Consider the following 17029-nt stretch of genomic DNA (forward strand, 5'->3'; position numbering starts at 1 on the left):
GGCTTATACTAATTCGGTTCGTCTGCCAGCACAAAAATGCGTAGCCCTCAGAAAGTCTGACAGCCCAAATGAACCGGAGGAAACGTTCGGTGAATAATCGGTAGGGTCTGTCTGACAACTTACCGATTACGAGAATCAATAACTTATTGGCTGATAAACGGCAGTTGGATGATCACACGGGTACCGGTCGACTGCTGGTCTTCATCATATTTGTCAATGATTACGACGCTCGCGGCCTGACCGCTACGTTGCCCAATCAATTGAAGCCGGTCTTCTGTTACGCGTAAGCCTACACTTCGGTGTGTTGATGATTGTTTCTTAAGTGCCTGCGCCCGCTCCCGTCCAACGCCGTTATCATCGACAGTGCAGCTCAGGTGGTCGGCTTTACGTTCGATACTGACCTGAATGCAGCCTTTGCCCTGTTTGTGAGCCAGCCCGTGCAGAATGGCATTCTCGATGTAGGGCTGAATAATCATCGGCGGAATGGTGGTTTGCTCAAGCGACAAATCGGGGTCGGTTGTGATCGAAAAATCAAAGAGGTTGTCGAACCGAAGCTGCTCCAGCTCCAGATACAAACTCAACTGTTCAAGTTCGCTGGTGAGCGTTACCCATTCCTGTCGGGAGTTGTCCAGAATCAGCCGCATCAGACGGGCAAACTTGACAAGGTACTTATCGGCGTTATCGCTGTCGTTTTTCAGTACGAATAAACGGATGGCGTTCAGCGAGTTATAAAGAAAATGGGGATTCATCTGCGACCGCAGCGCTTTCATTTCCGAAGCCGCAATACGTTCGCGGAGCTCGCTTTTTTCGCGCTGTTGATCAGCCCGTTGTTTCTCCCGCCAACGCGCCACATAGGCGGTCAGGCCAAGCAGGATAAACAACGCCGTTATTCTGAACCACCAGGTTTGCCAGAATGGGGCCAGAATAGTAATCGGCAATCGATACCCCGTCCGGTTCCAGACGCCATCGTTGTTCGAAGCAATCACATGCAGTACGTAGTCGCCGGGAGGAACGTTGGTGTAGCTGGCAAATGATCGATTGCCGTTCTGATTCCATTTCTCATCAAAGGCTTCCAACTGGTAGGCGAACTGGTTTTCGGTTGGATTGTCGTAATTCAGCGCAGCCATTTCGAAGGTAAACTGGTTTTGCGTGTGCTGAAGCGTGAGGCCAGCGGGAGCCGCCAGCGGATTACCCAGCAACTCCTGTGAATTGACCCGAAAGGAAGTCAGATAAACCGGAGGCACGTAGCGGTTTCGCTGAATCTGATGCGGAGACGCATAGATCAAGCCGCGCATAGCACCGAAATAGAGTCGCCCCGTTGAATCACGCGCTACCGAAGCCGACTCAAATTCGGACGACGACATACCATCCGTTTCATCAAATGCTGTAATCCGCAACCGAAGCACGTCCATACAGGCTAACCCCTGACTCGTGCTGAGCCAAAGCGTATCACCTACCATATGCAAGGCCGAAATATCGTTCTGGGGCAGTCCATGCCGTCGGGTAAACACCTTGAATTTCCCGGTTTTTTCATTCAGCAAAGCCAGGCCATTGTCGGTACTCACCCACATTCGCCCAAACCGATCTTCGGCAAAATCCGTAACGCCATCGTCCGGCAAACTCTGCGGATCATCGTCGTGCGTGTACTGAGCGAGCAGCTTTAAATCAGGGCTTAGTTTATATACCGGCCCCAGACCGGATACCCACAGGTTATTATGCCGGTCGAAATACAGCATATTGTAGTTTTTGCCGGGAAGGTTCCGAAGACGAGGGTCATTCAGCTGGTGCGTGAAACGATCCGTTTTGGGGTCATAGATCGTGAGCTTTTCGTTGGTACCAATAAAAAGGCGTCCGTCGGGCGCATGCACCAGCATAAATACCTGATTACCAACTATACATTTATCCAGGCTACGTCTGTTGTTCAGCTTAATTGTGGTATCATCCGGTACCGACAGGCTGGGTATATGTTCGATTCGGCCCGTAGCGGGATCCATACGGTTCAACCCCGTATTTGTGCCACACCAGACCCGGCCACGCTGATCGTTGATGACAGAAAACGTATGATTATTGTCCAGACTCTGCACATCCCTGGGGTCATGCCGATACTGCCTGTACGAGCGGGTTTTGGGATTAATGTACACCAATCCATCGCGCGTAGCCAGCCAGAGGGCGTTAGCCTTATCAATATGAATAGCTCCCACATCGAAGCCACGCGAGTTGACCGGCTGATAATTGACTTCATCAAACAACGAGTGAAACTTATTGACAGTGGGATTGAACCAGCAGACACCAGCATCGTCGGTAGCCACCCAGACAACGCCAGCCCGGTCTTCAAACAGAGCAATGATGGAGTTCGAAGCCAGGCTCCGACCATTATTTTCGTTGTTCAGGTACGTGGCGAACTGCTCCGTCTGGGCATTGTAATGATACAGGCCACCGCCATTGATGCCCACCCACAAATCACCCGAGCGGGTGAATAACAAGGCCGAAACGGGCTGATCGACACCGGTTTGTGGCGCTGGCTGCAATCGGTATGTTTTCGGATTCACCCCAACTAGCTTCCCGCTATTTGTACCGACCATAATCTCGCCGGTTCGCGGATTACGAGCCAGCGATGTTACGTAATTATGAGGAAGCGAAGCCCGATCCAGCGTATCGTGCTGGAAACGACGTATCTGCTTTGTTGGCAGGTCATAGGCAAACAACCCACCCTGTGTACCAATCCAAAGTGTTCGGCCATCGATCAGCGTTCGCCGGATTGCCTTTACCGATGATGCCAACTCCGTACCCACGGGTAACGTAATCGGAATGGCTTTACCTGTAGCCGGGTCAAATTGCAGCAGGCCGCCCCGCGTACTGAGCCACAGGCGACCATCGGCGTTTTCGGTTATATGCCGGATCAGATTACTATTCGGGCCCAAATGGGCAAAGGAAAACCGCTGAAAGGTTTGAGTAGCTGGCTCAAACCGATTTAACCCTTCCTGCGTACCAACCCAGATGGTCCCGTTTCGGCTCGTAAATACAGTACGTACCACCCGATGCGAGAGCGATTTAAGATTGCCCGGCTGCCGAGTGAACGTAAGACACCGAAGCCCATCGAAGCGATTAAGTCCGTTTACGGTAGAGATCCAGATAAATCCGGCCGTGTCCTGCGTGAACGCCGTGCTGTAGTTGGTAGCCAGTCCGCCCTGCAACGTAAGACGCTGAAACGACAGTGTAGGCGCCTGTGCCAGCCCTTTCCACCTGATTGACCACAGGCTGAGTAAAAGCAATAAGGTCAGCAACTGGTGTTGCCGTTTCTGCACGCTATGTCGGTTTGTTGTTGGTATAGCTTGGCTACACAGACCAGATGACATACTTAATTGACGGGCGAAGAGGAATATACGGTGGTAAGTTAACAAGCCATTGGTAAAGTCGCGCCAACATCGAAAGGAATGTATTTATTGCCAGACTACCAACGGGTTATTGATGCAAAGAACCAGTTATTTAGTCAAACCTACTCATTATTGATTACACCTATGTTGCGAAATACGGTCTTTGTTGTTTTGCTTATCCGTTCCCTGCACCTGGCTGGGCGGATAACCGATTTCGTCGATTTTGCTGCGTAGACAGACGATCTCTTTGTCGGGACGATGAAATTGAACCTAACCTAAAGATGCTTACTTACTTATACAACCTTGCCCGTGGCACGCGATAAGAAAACCATTTCACGGTCTACTTACCCGAAGTCGATAAAAAGCGAACTGGCTTATCGGCGGGCACAGCAACAATTGCTGGAAAGTAACCGACGAATTGCCGAAACCAAATTACTGGCCCTCCGGATGCAGATGAACCCGCATTTTGTGTACAATAGCCTGAATGCAATTAATAAATTTGTTTTAGAGAATGAAGCTGAACAGGCATCGCTTTATCTGACAAAGTTTTCGAAGCTGATGCGGCAGGCCATGCTGAATACCTTATCGGAATGGGTGTCGCTTAGTCATGAGCTGAAAGCGTTGCAGATTTACATAGAATTGGAGTTATTACGTAGCGATAATGCGTTTGAGATGATACTGAATGTCAGCGACTCACTAAAACCAGATACGGTGTGCATACCGCCGATGATTACGTATCCGTACGTTGAAAATGCTATCCGGCATGGATTGTTGCAGCAGCATGTACACAAGCCGACCTTACGTATCGACTGCTTTGAACAGGATGGTAATCTGCTGATTCAGATTGCCGACAATGGCATCGGCCGGGCGGCTTCTGCACAGGCCCAGCTTGACGGTCTGACGGCTCATAAATCGTATGGACATTCCATTACGGTTGAACGACTCCAGCTTGTCAATGAAGTTTACGATGTTGGTTCACGGATCGACTTTACGGATTTAAACACCCCATCAGGAAATCCGGCCGGTACGTGCGTCACGTTTACCATGAAACTCAAAACCCTGTAGATGTACGACCTGTGACGGCTGGCCTGTAAACCTGATATACCTCAACGATTTACCAATTATTCCTCTCCTTAACAACCATGACTGCCCTCATCATAGACGACGAAAAGCATTGCCGGGATGTGCTGACCCTGCTGCTGAACCGATACTGCCCCTTTGTTCAGATACTGGCGACCTGCGCAACGGGCGCCGAAGGAAAAACCGCGATTGAGACACTACGTCCTCAACTGGTGTTTCTGGACATCGAAATGCCGGGCATGAATGGCTTCGAAATGCTGGAAGCCTGCCGCTTCAACGATTTTCAGGTCATTTTTACAACAGCCTTTAACGAGTATGCCATCAAGGCCATTCGTCACAATGCACTGGATTATATTCTGAAACCCGTTGATAAAGATGAACTGGTGCAGGCTGTTAATAAAGCGGAGCAGGAACGGGCCGCGCATGCCCCTAAGCCCGTCGAACAACTGCTGGGCTATCTGCAAAACCAGCGCGCCGGAGGACGTATCGCGCTACCTACCCTCGAAGGACTCCAGATCATCAACAGCGAAGATATTTATTATTGCGAGTCCGACGGCGGCTATACGCACTTTATGCTGAAAACCGGTCAGAATATATTGATTTCCAAAACATTAAAAGAAGTCGAAGAGGTGCTGGAAACGAAAGGATTCTGCCGGGTGCATCATAGCTATCTGATCAATCTGCATTACGTTCTGCGGTACATTCGGGGTGATGGTGGCGAGGTTGTGATGGCCAACAACAAAGCACTGCCCGTTTCGCGTAATAAAAAACAGGAATTTTTGAGTTTACTGGAGAAAATCTAGCGGGTCGTAATTCGCTTAAGCCCCTTATTTCTCGCGGCTCCAGACTTCGTTGACACGGCCGCCCGTTGAGCTTTGCCCGGTATGATGCCACTCGTTTGGCTGCACGTCTGCCCCAAAGGTAAGTGAGCGCCCTACGCGGCTGTTATCACGCGAAAAGAAATCAATTGTTTCGGTGTATTTGCCATCCGTCAGCGTATACGTACCACCCCCGGTACCAAAAAACTGTTTTGTCTGGGGATTAATGGCCGCCCACTGAAACCGACTTCCTGTCAGCAGTTTTATCGTTTTGCGCGGACCTCGCTGCATGGTTACCAGTTGACCGGCATCGTTCGCCCGCCCGGTAATTCGCCAGAGCCCCGTCAATGAGGTTGGTGTCTCCTCAATCCGGCTAAATGTCTGGCTGCCCGAAGCGTTATTGATCCGCAACTGATTGCTGCTGACGGCCAGCTGATACGTTTCCGATTGGCCCACCCGACTGCTGTCTTTCGTATCAAACTCGACAAGTAAGGTTAACGTACCGTCGCTTTGCCTGCACGTTCCGCCCCGGGTGCTGATATAGCGGTCCGGTTCATACGTAGTCTGCATCAGATAATTGTCGGCTATCGTTAGTGTGACCATTGCTCCCGAGGGGTCTGACAACCGCCAGGCGCCATCAAGTTTTCCCGTCTGAACTGGGCGAAACCCGACTAGCAGACCAACGGTTAACCCGATCAGCAGCTGATAGTATGAGGGAATCCTTGATTTCATATCCGGTTGGGGTTTGCTTCATTCTGTCAAAAAGCGTAGCCGGTACGTCCGTTACTCAGAAGACACTGATTATCACACTAAACCCACGTACTGTTAGTCCGAATCCACCTACTGTCTATTTCAGATGGTCTACGTTCGGATTGATGTTCAATTTCGCATCATGAAAACACTGACAACCCTCAACTGGACCATCATCGGTCTGTATGGTATTCTGGCTATTTATCTGCTTATCGTAAGCAACGGTCCCAACAGCGACCCGGCAGGTAAAGGCATGATGGGCGGGCTGGTTTTAATTCTGCTCATTTTTGCGGGCCTACTAGTTTTTCTGAACCTGAGAGAATCCCGAACGGCCATAATTTCGGCGGCAGTGCTTGGTGGGTTGCCGTTACTGTTAGTAGGCACAAATCTCATTCACGAGGGTATCGTAACGGCCCGAAACGAGAAAGAACTTAGCGATCAGGAAGTCAATCACGAGCCTTATTATACGGCCAACACGTCTGTAGCAGATAGCGATTCCGCAGCCGCTACGCAGACCGTACTGGACTTTCTGCAATGGTACAAAACCAACCTGAGCCTAATCAGCCAGATTAATCTGGTGAATCAGGAACCGGGCAACGTCTATTCGGTGAACGAACGAAATACCGAACGATATCTGATCTACCTGAGGAGCAGTGAGTTCCTGACAGACCACTATCTGAACGAATGGGAAACATTTTTTCGGGAGCGGCAGGCTGGTTTCGAGGCAAGTCCGCAAAATGAAGGACCGCCCACGGGTTTTGAGTACGATCTGGTTATGCTTACTCAGGACGTCGATATGCAAATGGATTCGCTCAACCAACTGAAAATCAATTCGACAACTGTTCATCAGGATAAAGCTTCGGTGCAGTTTTTTCTGCTGGAAGATTACGAGTTTCGATTAGTAAAGCAGCACAATCGGTGGCTTATCAATGAAATTCTGAACCTGAGCGCTGAGTGACCATCTGCGTTGATTACCAGGCCGTTTTTTCGTTATTTCGGCATATGCAGACCTACCTTTTCCTTGTTTTATTCATGTCGGGTTATTTCACAACAGGTCGGGCGCTTTCCGAAACGCCCCAGCAGGCGCTGAATCAATACGTATCGTTCCTGAACCAGTCTGTTGATGAGGTAACTGTCCGCTTACAACAGATTCAGACCTACTACGCTGATATGGGCTCGTACCAGCAGTCTAGCCGGGCTCCGCTGCGGCTTTCGCCATCGGGTACGCTGGAAGTGTATTATTACGAAAAAGCCATAGCCAGTAACGCCCTGACCGACGCCGAAAAACCGCGACTGAAAACCGGCGCACAATCTCTCTGGACGTTACTGAACAAAATTGATCAGACCGTTAAAGCGCTGGAAACCTACAACCGCCTGAAGGATTATGAACGGGATGACTTCCAGAAAGCCAATGCTCTGATCGCCGATTTAAAAGGACAGTTTGAACAGTTTAGTCGGGATAAGCAGGCTTTCTACAAACAGATTCAGCGGATTTATCACCGGTATCAGCCTTATCGCGCTACCGATGCGTACCTGTTTACCGAGAATGAGATGGAGCAGGTGCTAACCCGCCAGCAGCAATTATTCGATACGTTACGCTACTATCTGAACGAAAAAAGTCCGTCGAACTGGCCGGTAGAACTGGTTCAGCAAAGTATTCGAAATGACGAGAAAACCCTCGCCGAATTTGGTCAGGCTAAACCGCATATCGATTATCCAGCCTCGGATATGATTGGTTCCTTCAAATCAGGCTTGCAAACAATACAGGCTCTAAAAATGCAGGCTGTTGATAATTATACCTTTGCCGCCCGGAAATCGAGCCGACACGGCAATGAGTTCTACCTTTCTTTTCTGAATCACTACAACAACGATCTGTTGAGCTGGTACCAGAATTTCGTCAAATACAGCACAACCGTCAAACAGTTGCTGGACTACCCCAAATACGTTCCTGTTTTTGCGATTACCCCGCCCGAACTTACGGCAACCCAGACCAGCCAGACCCAGCCCTTCCGCGATGCAAAACCCATTGCGTTTACCATAAAACCGGCCACCGCACCAGCCAGTACAGCTACGTTTGAGGTACTGAACGCTTACATCGATTTCATTAACGAGTCGTTGCGGCAAATGAATACGTTGCAGCTTGTAGTACGCAACTACCAGTCATCGGCCAAGTACTACCGCGATCCGGCCCGTAGCAGTCGACGAAGCAACCTGACGTATTCGCACGAAGAGTATAAGGTTCCCCTTGCCGAACACCAGCAACTGGGTTTGAACAGCCAGCACATTCCGTCACCCTACCGCGCTTCCATTTTGGGACAGGCAGACGTACTGTTGGCTATGCTGAAAGAAATGGACGGTCTGAGCATTGAGCTGATTAATTACACCAGCGAAAAACAGTATGAGCGCGATCATCTCCAACGCTCCGACGCCATTCTGGATCGTTACGCGTACCTGTTTGATACGTTCGACCAGAAAAAGGAGCGTCTTTACCAGGATGTTCGGCGTATTCACGAAAGCTACCCGGCCAGGAAACCAGCCGACTCATGGAATGTAGCGGGCAAAGCCCTGCTCAACCTGATTGATGCGGACAAGGAAGCCCTGTTTGGTGTACGGGCTTTTTTCAAAAATGAAGCGCCTGCTTTACCAGGTACAGAAAAAATAAAGACCGATGCCCGCACATTGCTGACAAACGAGTTTCAGAATCTGACGGGTTTAAAACGGCTTGGACGTAGCAATGGATTATGTCCCTATTCGCCTTACGAAGACCTCGCCGAGCAGTCGATCCGCTTTGCTGACATGACGCAGAAAGTGCCTTCGCGGTCGAACGAACACCCGTACGAATCCTTTTATTATTCCTTCAATGAGTTGGCGTATCACTACAACAAATTCAGTGAACTAGCTAAAGAAGGACTCCTCAAAACGGTTAACGAGCCAAACGTATTCGCCTTCCGCCGATCAGCCTCTCCCCTGCCCGTAGCGTCTGTACAGAAAAAAATTACCCCGCCCGAACCTGCTCCCGTGCCTAAAGTACAGCCAGCCGATACGTACAGCCCGGTGTCGACTTCCAACACGACTCCCGCGAACGTACCAACGCCTACATCGACCACTTCAACCACGGTGCGACATGATACGGTGTATGTTGACCGAACCAAAGTAGATACCGTCTATATCAATCAGGGTCGGCAGGAAGTGGCTACGTCGTTGACGGGATTTGCTCCGAACAACATGGTGCTATTGCTGGACGTATCGGCTTCCATGGATTCGCCGTTTAAATTGCCCTTGCTGAAAAAATCCATTAAATCGCTCCTGACACTGCTTCGCCCCGAAGATCAAATCTCGGTTGTGGTGTATTCGGGTAAAGCAAAAGTTGCGTTAAAGCCCACTTCAGGGAGCGATGCCAGCGAAATTGCCCGCGTCATCGACCAACTACAGTCTGATGGCGATACAGACGGAAACGGTGGCATTCGACTGGCCTATAAACTAGCCGATAAGCATTACATTCGGGCAGGCAATAACCGGATTGTGCTGGCTACCGACGGTGAATTTCCGGTGAGCGACGACGTTTATCAACTAGTGCGCGACGCTAGCACTCAGGATATTTACCTAACCATTTTCACCTTTAGCCGAAAGGAAATCAACAGCAAAAACCTAAAAAAACTGGCTCAGTTTGGAAAGGGCACGTATGCGCACATAACGGCTGAAAATGCGAACCTGCAACTGATTCTGGAAGCACAGGCTAAAAAACAGCCATAGAACTGTAAAGATAGTGGTGTCGGTTTTGAGAAACCGACACCACTTACTAAGCCTTACGGGCTAAATATCCGGCCATTTCCGTTTGTAGCGTCTGGGCTTCGGCTCTGGCCTGTTCAGCAAAATCGGTGCCGCCAGACGCATACAGAATGCTGCGCGACGCGTTGACCAGCAACCCACCTTTGCTCGTTAGCCCCCAACGCGATACGTCTGCCAGGCTACCCCCCTGCGCCCCCACGCCCGGAACCAGCAGAAAATTATCGGGAGCCAGTTCGCGGATCCGGCTCAGTTCGGCAGCCTGCGTCGCCCCAACGACAAACATCAGCTGTTCGGGACTCGCCCAGGTCTGCGCCGTCTTGATAACGGTTTCAAATAAATCCTGATCGCCAACCGACAGTCGCTGAAAATCGGCGCTACCGGAGTTTGATGTTAAGGCCAGCAGAATAACCCATTTGCCTTCATACTCCAGAAAGGGCGTAACGGAGTCATGGCCCATATAAGGTGCTACGGTCACAGAGTCGAACGAAAGCCCGGCAGCGGTCGGGTCGAAAAACGTGCGGGCATACAGCCCCGACGTATTACCAATGTCGCCCCGTTTGGCATCCGCAATGGTAAAGCAGTCTTTCGGAATATAATCGAGCGTTTTTTGAAGACTATCCCAACCCCGTGGCCCCTGTGCTTCGTAGAAAGCAATATTCGGTTTATAGGCAACCGTAAGATCGGCAGTAGCGTCGATAATCGCTTTGTTGAACGAAAAAACCGGGTCAGGTTCGGCTAACAGATGGTGCGGGAGTTTGCGCGGGTCAGTATCTAAGCCCACGCATAAATAGGACTGTTTCTGAAAAATCTGTTCGCTTAATTCCGAATATGTCATGCTAAGTTACCGAATCGCCAAATAAAATGATTTGCCCCAAAAGTACGACTTACCACGCCGGTTTCATAAATTTGTCAGTAAGAGTAACTATTCGTACGAAGCAATCTTTCTTATGCAAGTTCGGCAAACAGCCATCGAGGGCCTTATTGAGCTTATTCCACGTATTTTCGAAGACGAGCGCGGTCACTTCTTCGAGTCGTATAACAAACCGCTATTTGTATCGCTGGGCCTGCCGATGGATTTTGTGCAGGACAACCAATCGTTTTCTATAAAAGGCGTACTACGTGGGCTGCATATGCAACATGAGCCCTTTGCTCAAGGCAAACTGGTTCGTGTACTGACCGGACAGGTTCTGGATATTGCGGTTGACCTACGTCCTGATTCACCTACGTTCGGTCAGTACGAGAGCTTCCTGCTGGATGCCCGGCTTGCCAATATGGCGTATATACCCGAAGGCTTTGCGCATGGTTTTGTTGCCCTTGAAGACAGTATCTTCAGCTATAAATGCACAAATGTGTATAACAAAGCATCTGAATCGGGCATTCGGTGGAACGACCCGGATTTGAATATCAACTGGGGCGTTACCGATCCTATCGTTTCTGAAAAAGACCAGGAGTTAAAATTCTTCCGCGACCTCTATCCCCAGGCCGTTGTGTAATACGAGCCTGAACGACGGTAGTTCCCCTACTTGCTACTGTCTCGGCGAACCGTACCAGGACTATCGGAGAAATTCGTCTCTGTTGATACTGGCGCGGTTCGCTTTACTGTTTTTAGGCTAAAATTGTGGAGTTTTAGGTTGCTTAGGGACAACTATTTACCCATCCGTCGGCCTAACGATATCCTAAAGCCTGCCCCTTACTATCCGGCCAACTAACAATAATACTAACAAGCTGCCTCTCCTTATTGGTAAATTTTCCAGAATAGTCGTATAGCTATGGTGGCTGTTGCAAAAGTCAACAGGGTTATGGTAACCCCTGCCAAGTAAGTAGGTTTTTCCTTATAAAAAAGGGGGTAGAATTGACGAATCATTCAAGACCAGCACACCCGTTTCAGGCTTTTTGCTACAGCCACGCCACTTAAACAACAGCCTTGCAGAACACTTACAAGACCGATGAGTTTTACTAATTACCTAAACACTCAACAAGATGAAAAAGCAACTTATCATTTTGGGAATTACTTTGTGTACTGCCTGCAAACACGAGACTTCACGTGTTCAACCGGTAATTGCTCCCGATGCGGCCACAGTCATAGCCGGTACCTACACAGCTAACATATCGCGTCTTCCTGATGTGAAACCCTATCCCATCAATGGCAAGACGATAACGTTTCAGATAGAGCGAATTTCACCTGACACGGTACGAGTCAAGGTGCAAGCTCCTGCGAACGGCTTCTATTCGCCTGCCAGGGATACTACCTACAATAAAGTTTATGTGCTGACAAAACCACAGGGTTACTATTTGACCTTAGAAACAAGCACGGTTGAACCAAATAATCAGTTGGGAAGCGAACTGGTAATTGCACCGCCTGTTGCCCCGGCTACCTCACCGATCTGGGCTTCATATGTATTTCTTCCTCCAGGCTACCAATTAGGTCGCGCATCGGCTGAGTTTATTAAAGTCAATTAGCACTAATCAAAGAGAAGTAAAGCAGTCTCAAACTCAGCTTACTTTTTAGGCTAGGCAATTAGCCTAAGTGTAGTGGCAGTTGCAAAAGTCGATATAGCTATGAACTGTCTCCTGAAACGGGTAATTTTCAGCCGCTCATTGAGTGCTTAAAACCTTATGGTTTATAGGCATCGGATAAGAACCTGACTTTTGCAATAGCCACTATGAATATGTTAAGAGAATGATCAAAGAATTGGTGCTAGTGTATGAGATTGCCAAGTTCTTTTAATAATGCAAATCTGTTCCCTGCTTCACGGTAGATTATGTTTGTATTTGAGTTTATGACTATCCGGTAAAGATTCAGGATGGTTTCGGGTTGAATCCTTACTGGGCCATTGACCTGGGCTTATTTGAATCCGTAGCCAACCTTCTCTCGTTTTGAAAGGGTGGTAGATAAACGTTTCGGGTCCTGAGTCATCTCGATTGTAAACCAGCGAGAATTTGCCTTTCGGTAGTTTTATGACCCATGTGGAGCTATAGCTTGAATCGGGTCTGTTTACGTCTAAAGGAAACATTTGGGTTTGCGCTTCTAAGCCAGCATCCTCATCTAACTCTCCATCAATCAACACGTAGTACATCCGCTCACCGATGATTGGTGGTGTTACGATGTCGTATACCCATGTTGTAGGCTGACTAACCGGATCAATCCGGATATCCTGTCTTTCACTGTAACAACTTTGCACGAAGTACACAACGGATAGGGCTAGAATTAGCCAAGACCCTATCTTTAATTTACGCACTGACATTGAAAACGTGAATTCAGAATATTGTACAAGCGAGCGTATGTTGACTAGGATGATTTACGCTTCCTCAGAAACCACCAAAGAGCTATTGCAAGAATAACTATCACCAAGATTGGCACAATAAGGCCGCCTTTGTACACCGTTCCGTAATAATCACCTGGAAGTGGCTGGGCCTGTCTGGTCGTGTTCATGCTATTTGAGGTCGAAGGTGTTGCAAATCTGTTTTAGATTAGTCTGACACCAAAAGCGCCTAATTTATCACTTTTCTTCAGCCAATAGTTTTAGGCCCGAATCCTTATCCAGGAAATAATGGCGATACGTACCCATGCCCGAAAAATAGCCGTTCAGCCAGAAATCCTCTTCCGAACAGGCACTTAATATTGCGGGAGCATTTACCGTTGCGTAACTGCTGATGATGCGACGAAAGTAGTACGTACGACCGGGCTGTAGGGGAATATAAATCGTTCTGTTCTTGAAAATCTTAAGTCCTAAACTATCCAGAGTCGTCTCCACCAAGGTACATCGACTGATCCTGATGGGGTTACCTGAATTGGCTACCGTCGAAAGTTCGGTAGAAGGATCACAATAGAAATACAGCTTGGTCACCGATTTTTTCTGGCCAAATGCAGTGCCTGTCAGACACAGGCAAAGCAAAAGTAAACAGGATGTTTTCATATAGTTGAGTTGTATAATCAGCTTTACACCAGGTAAAATTGAACCAGTAAGCTATCCCACAATTGACAGGAGATTATTTCTCGTACATTTCTTCCATTACTTTACGTCCTACTTTGCGGGCGGAAAGTGGATTCTGTCCGGTTACCAGGCGCTCATCGACTTCGATATACGGCAGAAAAGGGATCATCCCCTTGCTATAAAGCGCATTTTTCTTTCGAAGGGCATCTTCAAGCAGAAAAGGAACTTCCTCGTCCAGCCGGACAATCTTTTCTTCCATGTTCGAAAAGCCCGTTATCTGTCGGTTGGCAATGAGTGAGGAACCATCCGACAGCGTTACGTTTAGTAGCCCGCCGACGCCATGACAAACGGCCGCAACCATCCCTCCTTTTTCATAAATCTGTCGGGTGATACGTTGCAGGGTGGCATTGTCCGGGAAATCCCACATGGTGCCGTGCCCACCCGTCAAATACAGAATCTGGTAATTGGCCGGATTTACGTCGTCAAGCTTGAGCGAATTTTCCAGTTTATCCCGAAAAGTAGGGTTGTGATACCATTTCTCGTTAATTGTATCCCGGCGATCCATACTACGCTCGTCAATTGGCACAACCCCGCCATTTGGGCTGGCTATATCGTACGGCAATTTCCGGTCAGCCAATTCATCGTAGAAGTGTGTAGCCTCACTCAGCCATAGGCCGGTTTTGTGCGGTTTGGTCGGATAATCGGTATGGTTTGTGCAAACAATAAGGGCGCGATAAATTGGGTCCATACATAAACCAGGTCTTCAGATCACAGGTGGCGTTGTCGCTTGAATTGGCTGATACGGCACGAAGATAGACGGTTTTCATCAGACTGGCTACTGTCGTCTATACGCCACTCATTTTCAATTTTTTTACGTCAAAATCGCCCTTCACATTTCGAACAATACCGGACTTCAGACTTATAATTGTAGATTATTAAACTTTTTCGCCTAGATTCAATCCAATAATTGGTTCTAAGGCGCTTGAACAAATTATAATTTGCCCAAAATAAGTCTTGACCTGTACAATAGTTTGTGTTTATATTTGTTAGCAAACCGTAACATACAGACCAAAATGAAAATCGTTAGTTATGAATCAATGCAGGCTGAACATGCCTGGATAATTGTCTCTGACCAACTCCAGCAACGTAATAATATGCTGGCAAAGGGTATATCGCACATGGAACGTAACCCGCGGCAACTACCGATGGCCAGCCGGCTGATGATGTTACGTTACCACCTGAAAATGAGCGTTCGTCAACTTACACAGGAAGCTCATAAAGAACTTCGTTCGGCTCAGGCAGCCAACCGGTTAGCCGATCAGTGGCGCCACGTTCACCAGCTCCTTTTCCTGCTGCGCCAGATAGACAATGAGCTAGGACGAGCCACTGACGAAAACGAATCCCTTCGGCAGTGGCTGGCCTCACTCGAAGGGCGTGTTTATCGGTCGGCGCTTGTGCATTTGAACTAGTCTATTCGCGGACTTATAACCTCTCTACCATTGGTTCTGTTTGGCGATGTTGGCATCCGATACATCGCCAGATTGAATCAGCACCCGGTAGCGAAACGTAACAGACTGCCCCGCCGGTAGTGTGTAGTTCATGGCAGGTGCTTTACCATTGCTCAGTACAGAGGGTCCTAGTGGATTAGCAGCAAACAAGCCATACCCCCGAGCATGCCAGTACGTAGGATAGCCAACATTTTTGGGGTGGTCCATCATAATCACCGAAACAGGTTCATTGCCCAGCTTACCGGTTAATTTTACCCACTGCGCCCGAGTTCCCCATACGGCATCGCCTTCAATGCCCTCACTGCTGTGGTATAAGCCTGTTACGCCCTCGTTGTTCATGGCGGGCACCTTCGTCGCTACGCCCTGCGCATCCGTGAATACCTCAGGCTTGGTTGATGGCTGCTCAAGCTGCCGGGCCACCCGCAAAGCAATCATGCCTTCTTTGTTATCTTTGAAAACAACGTCTTTATCAGCCGCTTTCAGGGTAGTAATCCGATTAATCGTCCGGCTGCTGGCGCCTGCCTGGAACTGATACGTAGTCGTTTCCTGAAGCATCACCTTGCCATCCTTGTCGAGCCAGTCGGCCGTAACGACCAGGTCCCCCTGCCCTCTTCCGCCTTTCATGGATTTGACACCCGTATGAACAATCGTTCCGAAAGGGCCTTTGTGTTCCGGTCCAATATCAATCGAGTTGTTCCAGAAATCATGCCCATTTACATCGCCATAGTTGAACCACATCCCAACGTGGTGCGGATGGTCAATCCGTTCGCCGGGCCGGGGGTCAAGCGGCCAGCCCCGCGTAATGAAGTTTCCCCCGCCGACAGAATTGGATACAATACCGGCTTTTTGAGTACCGTTGGGCCAGGGTAGATATAGGCCGTAAATGGCTTCCCATCGACCGTTACCGAAACCCGTTTCTGCGCTTCGTCATGAGCAAACTGGATCGTATTGGATTGTGCCTGTGCTGAAAGCATGAAACCCGCCAACAGACTGGTAAGGATAAAATAGCGCATCAGAATATGAGTTAATGGAACAAGCGTCGTGTATCTCAGTAGGCAAATAAACACATCGCCCCGACCTGAAAAAGCCGGGGCGAATGAAATGCTACTGAGTTCGTAGCCTTGAATGTTGCGTTTTGCTTAATTTCCCAGTAAAATTTTGTTGGTCACTTCCTGATCAATGGTAATGTAACCGGGATAATTGATGGCTTTATTTCCAAGTGCCAGCGTCGGTTTGATCTTGATGGTCAGCTTCGAGGGCTGTGTATTGGCCGCTCCCGACATATTCTGGACCAGTTGCGTAAAAGCATCACGCGTTTTGGCATCTGTAATTAACTGATACGCATTGGTACTCAACCGGATCGGTACGCGTGTTTTACCACCTGGCTGCACTTCAATCCGTTGGTTCAAAAATCCATTAAACAATTCCTGTCCTGTCAGCAACACCTTGTATTCCAACTGATTAATACCCGCTAGTTTACCCGTTGGGTTCGTTATATCAAGGTTGACGCGGGCATCCAGCGGTACGTTACGCGTCAGCAGGCCAGCCGCCAGCCGGGGAAACCGGGCCAGATTCAGGTCTTCCATTCTGCGAAACTCGCGTACGTCAATACCGGCCAGGTAAATACTGTCGGCAGAAGCAAGCGTATAGCGACAATCGCCAAGAGTCTTTGCCTGCGAGAGTTGATTGTTAACACTACAGCGGCTAAACAACAGCGGCAGTGCTATGAATACGAAAACAAGTCTTTTTGTCATGATTGGTTGTATGTCGTTCTT

General features: G+C 48.8%; 14 protein-coding genes and 1 pseudogene. 7 read left to right on the forward strand and 8 right to left on the reverse strand.

The features are described from left to right. Nucleotides 1-143: 143 nt before the first annotated feature. On the reverse strand, nt 144-3305 hold the full coding sequence (locus LN737_RS25710) for a sensor histidine kinase (protein WP_405513306.1): 3162 nt from the start codon (nt 3303-3305) through the stop codon (nt 144-146). Between the two features lie 378 nt (nt 3306-3683). Here LN737_RS25710 and LN737_RS25715 point away from each other — a divergent pair, with 378 nt between their 5' ends. Together LN737_RS25715 and LN737_RS25720 are read left to right on the forward strand one after the other, a co-directional pair. Then, nucleotides 3684-4439: a sensor histidine kinase gene (locus LN737_RS25715; protein ID WP_405513308.1), complete on the forward strand. Its 756-nt coding sequence runs from the start codon at nt 3684-3686 to the stop codon at nt 4437-4439. Nucleotides 4440-4516: 77 nt separating this feature from the next. Beyond that, nucleotides 4517-5257 carry a LytTR family DNA-binding domain-containing protein gene (locus tag LN737_RS25720; RefSeq protein ID WP_405513310.1) on the forward strand — a complete coding sequence of 247 codons (741 nt, stop codon included), beginning with the start codon at nt 4517-4519 and terminating at the stop codon, nt 5255-5257. Between the two features lie 24 nt (nt 5258-5281). Here the strand turns inward: LN737_RS25720 and LN737_RS25725 are convergent, their stop codons facing one another. Continuing rightward, entirely contained in the window at nt 5282-6004 is a 723-nt protein-coding gene (locus LN737_RS25725; protein WP_405513312.1) for a membrane or secreted protein, read from the reverse strand. A gap of 160 nt (nt 6005-6164) precedes the next feature. On the opposite strand from LN737_RS25725, the gene LN737_RS25730 reads away from it, so the two are divergent. Further along, nucleotides 6165-6980, forward strand: a complete 816-nt coding sequence (locus LN737_RS25730; protein WP_405513314.1) for a hypothetical protein — start codon at nt 6165-6167, stop codon at nt 6978-6980. 44 nt (nt 6981-7024) lie between these two features. After that, nucleotides 7025-9775: a VWA domain-containing protein gene (locus LN737_RS25735; protein WP_405513316.1), complete on the forward strand. Its 2751-nt coding sequence runs from the start codon at nt 7025-7027 to the stop codon at nt 9773-9775. A gap of 46 nt (nt 9776-9821) precedes the next feature. Here LN737_RS25735 and pyrF read toward each other — a convergent pair whose 3' ends face one another. Beyond that, a complete protein-coding gene (pyrF, locus tag LN737_RS25740; protein WP_405513318.1) occupies nt 9822-10646 on the reverse strand; it encodes an orotidine-5'-phosphate decarboxylase in 825 nt (274 codons plus the stop codon). A gap of 112 nt (nt 10647-10758) precedes the next feature. Between pyrF and rfbC the strand changes: the two genes are divergently transcribed. After that, entirely contained in the window at nt 10759-11304 is a 546-nt protein-coding gene (gene rfbC / locus LN737_RS25745; RefSeq protein ID WP_405513319.1) for a dTDP-4-dehydrorhamnose 3,5-epimerase, read from the forward strand. Nucleotides 11305-11791: 487 nt separating this feature from the next. Next, complete coding sequence (locus LN737_RS25750; RefSeq protein WP_405513321.1) at nt 11792-12271, forward strand: hypothetical protein; 480 nt, start codon at nt 11792-11794, stop codon at nt 12269-12271. A 290-nt stretch (nt 12272-12561) separates the two neighbouring features. Here the strand turns inward: LN737_RS25750 and LN737_RS25755 are convergent, their stop codons facing one another. The 3 genes from LN737_RS25755 to LN737_RS25765 all read right to left on the reverse strand — a co-directional run bounded on the left by LN737_RS25755 (nt 12562) and on the right by LN737_RS25765 (nt 14494). Further along, nucleotides 12562-12993, reverse strand: a complete 432-nt coding sequence (locus LN737_RS25755) for a hypothetical protein (protein WP_405513323.1) — start codon at nt 12991-12993, stop codon at nt 12562-12564. Nucleotides 12994-13311: 318 nt separating this feature from the next. Next, a complete protein-coding gene (locus LN737_RS25760; protein WP_405513325.1) occupies nt 13312-13728 on the reverse strand; it encodes a hypothetical protein in 417 nt (138 codons plus the stop codon). Nucleotides 13729-13801: 73 nt separating this feature from the next. After that, nucleotides 13802-14494: a type 1 glutamine amidotransferase domain-containing protein gene (locus tag LN737_RS25765; protein WP_405513327.1), complete on the reverse strand. Its 693-nt coding sequence runs from the start codon at nt 14492-14494 to the stop codon at nt 13802-13804. Between the two features lie 325 nt (nt 14495-14819). On the opposite strand from LN737_RS25765, the gene LN737_RS25770 reads away from it, so the two are divergent. Next, the gene (locus tag LN737_RS25770) at nt 14820-15215 is read left to right on the forward strand and encodes a hypothetical protein (protein ID WP_405513329.1); all 396 of its coding nucleotides are present in this window, start codon (nt 14820-14822) and stop codon (nt 15213-15215) included. Between the two features lie 24 nt (nt 15216-15239). On the opposite strand, the pseudogene LN737_RS25775 reads toward LN737_RS25770, so the two are convergent. Together LN737_RS25775 and LN737_RS25780 are read right to left on the reverse strand one after the other, a co-directional pair. Then, nucleotides 15240-16267, reverse strand: a pseudogene (locus LN737_RS25775) (PmoA family protein). 126 nt (nt 16268-16393) lie between these two features. Then, nucleotides 16394-17008 carry a hypothetical protein gene (locus tag LN737_RS25780; RefSeq protein WP_405513331.1) on the reverse strand — a complete coding sequence of 205 codons (615 nt, stop codon included), beginning with the start codon at nt 17006-17008 and terminating at the stop codon, nt 16394-16396. Nucleotides 17009-17029: the final 21 nt, after the last annotated feature.

Origin of the sequence: Spirosoma sp. KNUC1025 (genome assembly GCF_045160025.1) — a bacterium.
GTDB lineage: Bacteria > Bacteroidota > Bacteroidia > Cytophagales > Spirosomataceae > Spirosoma.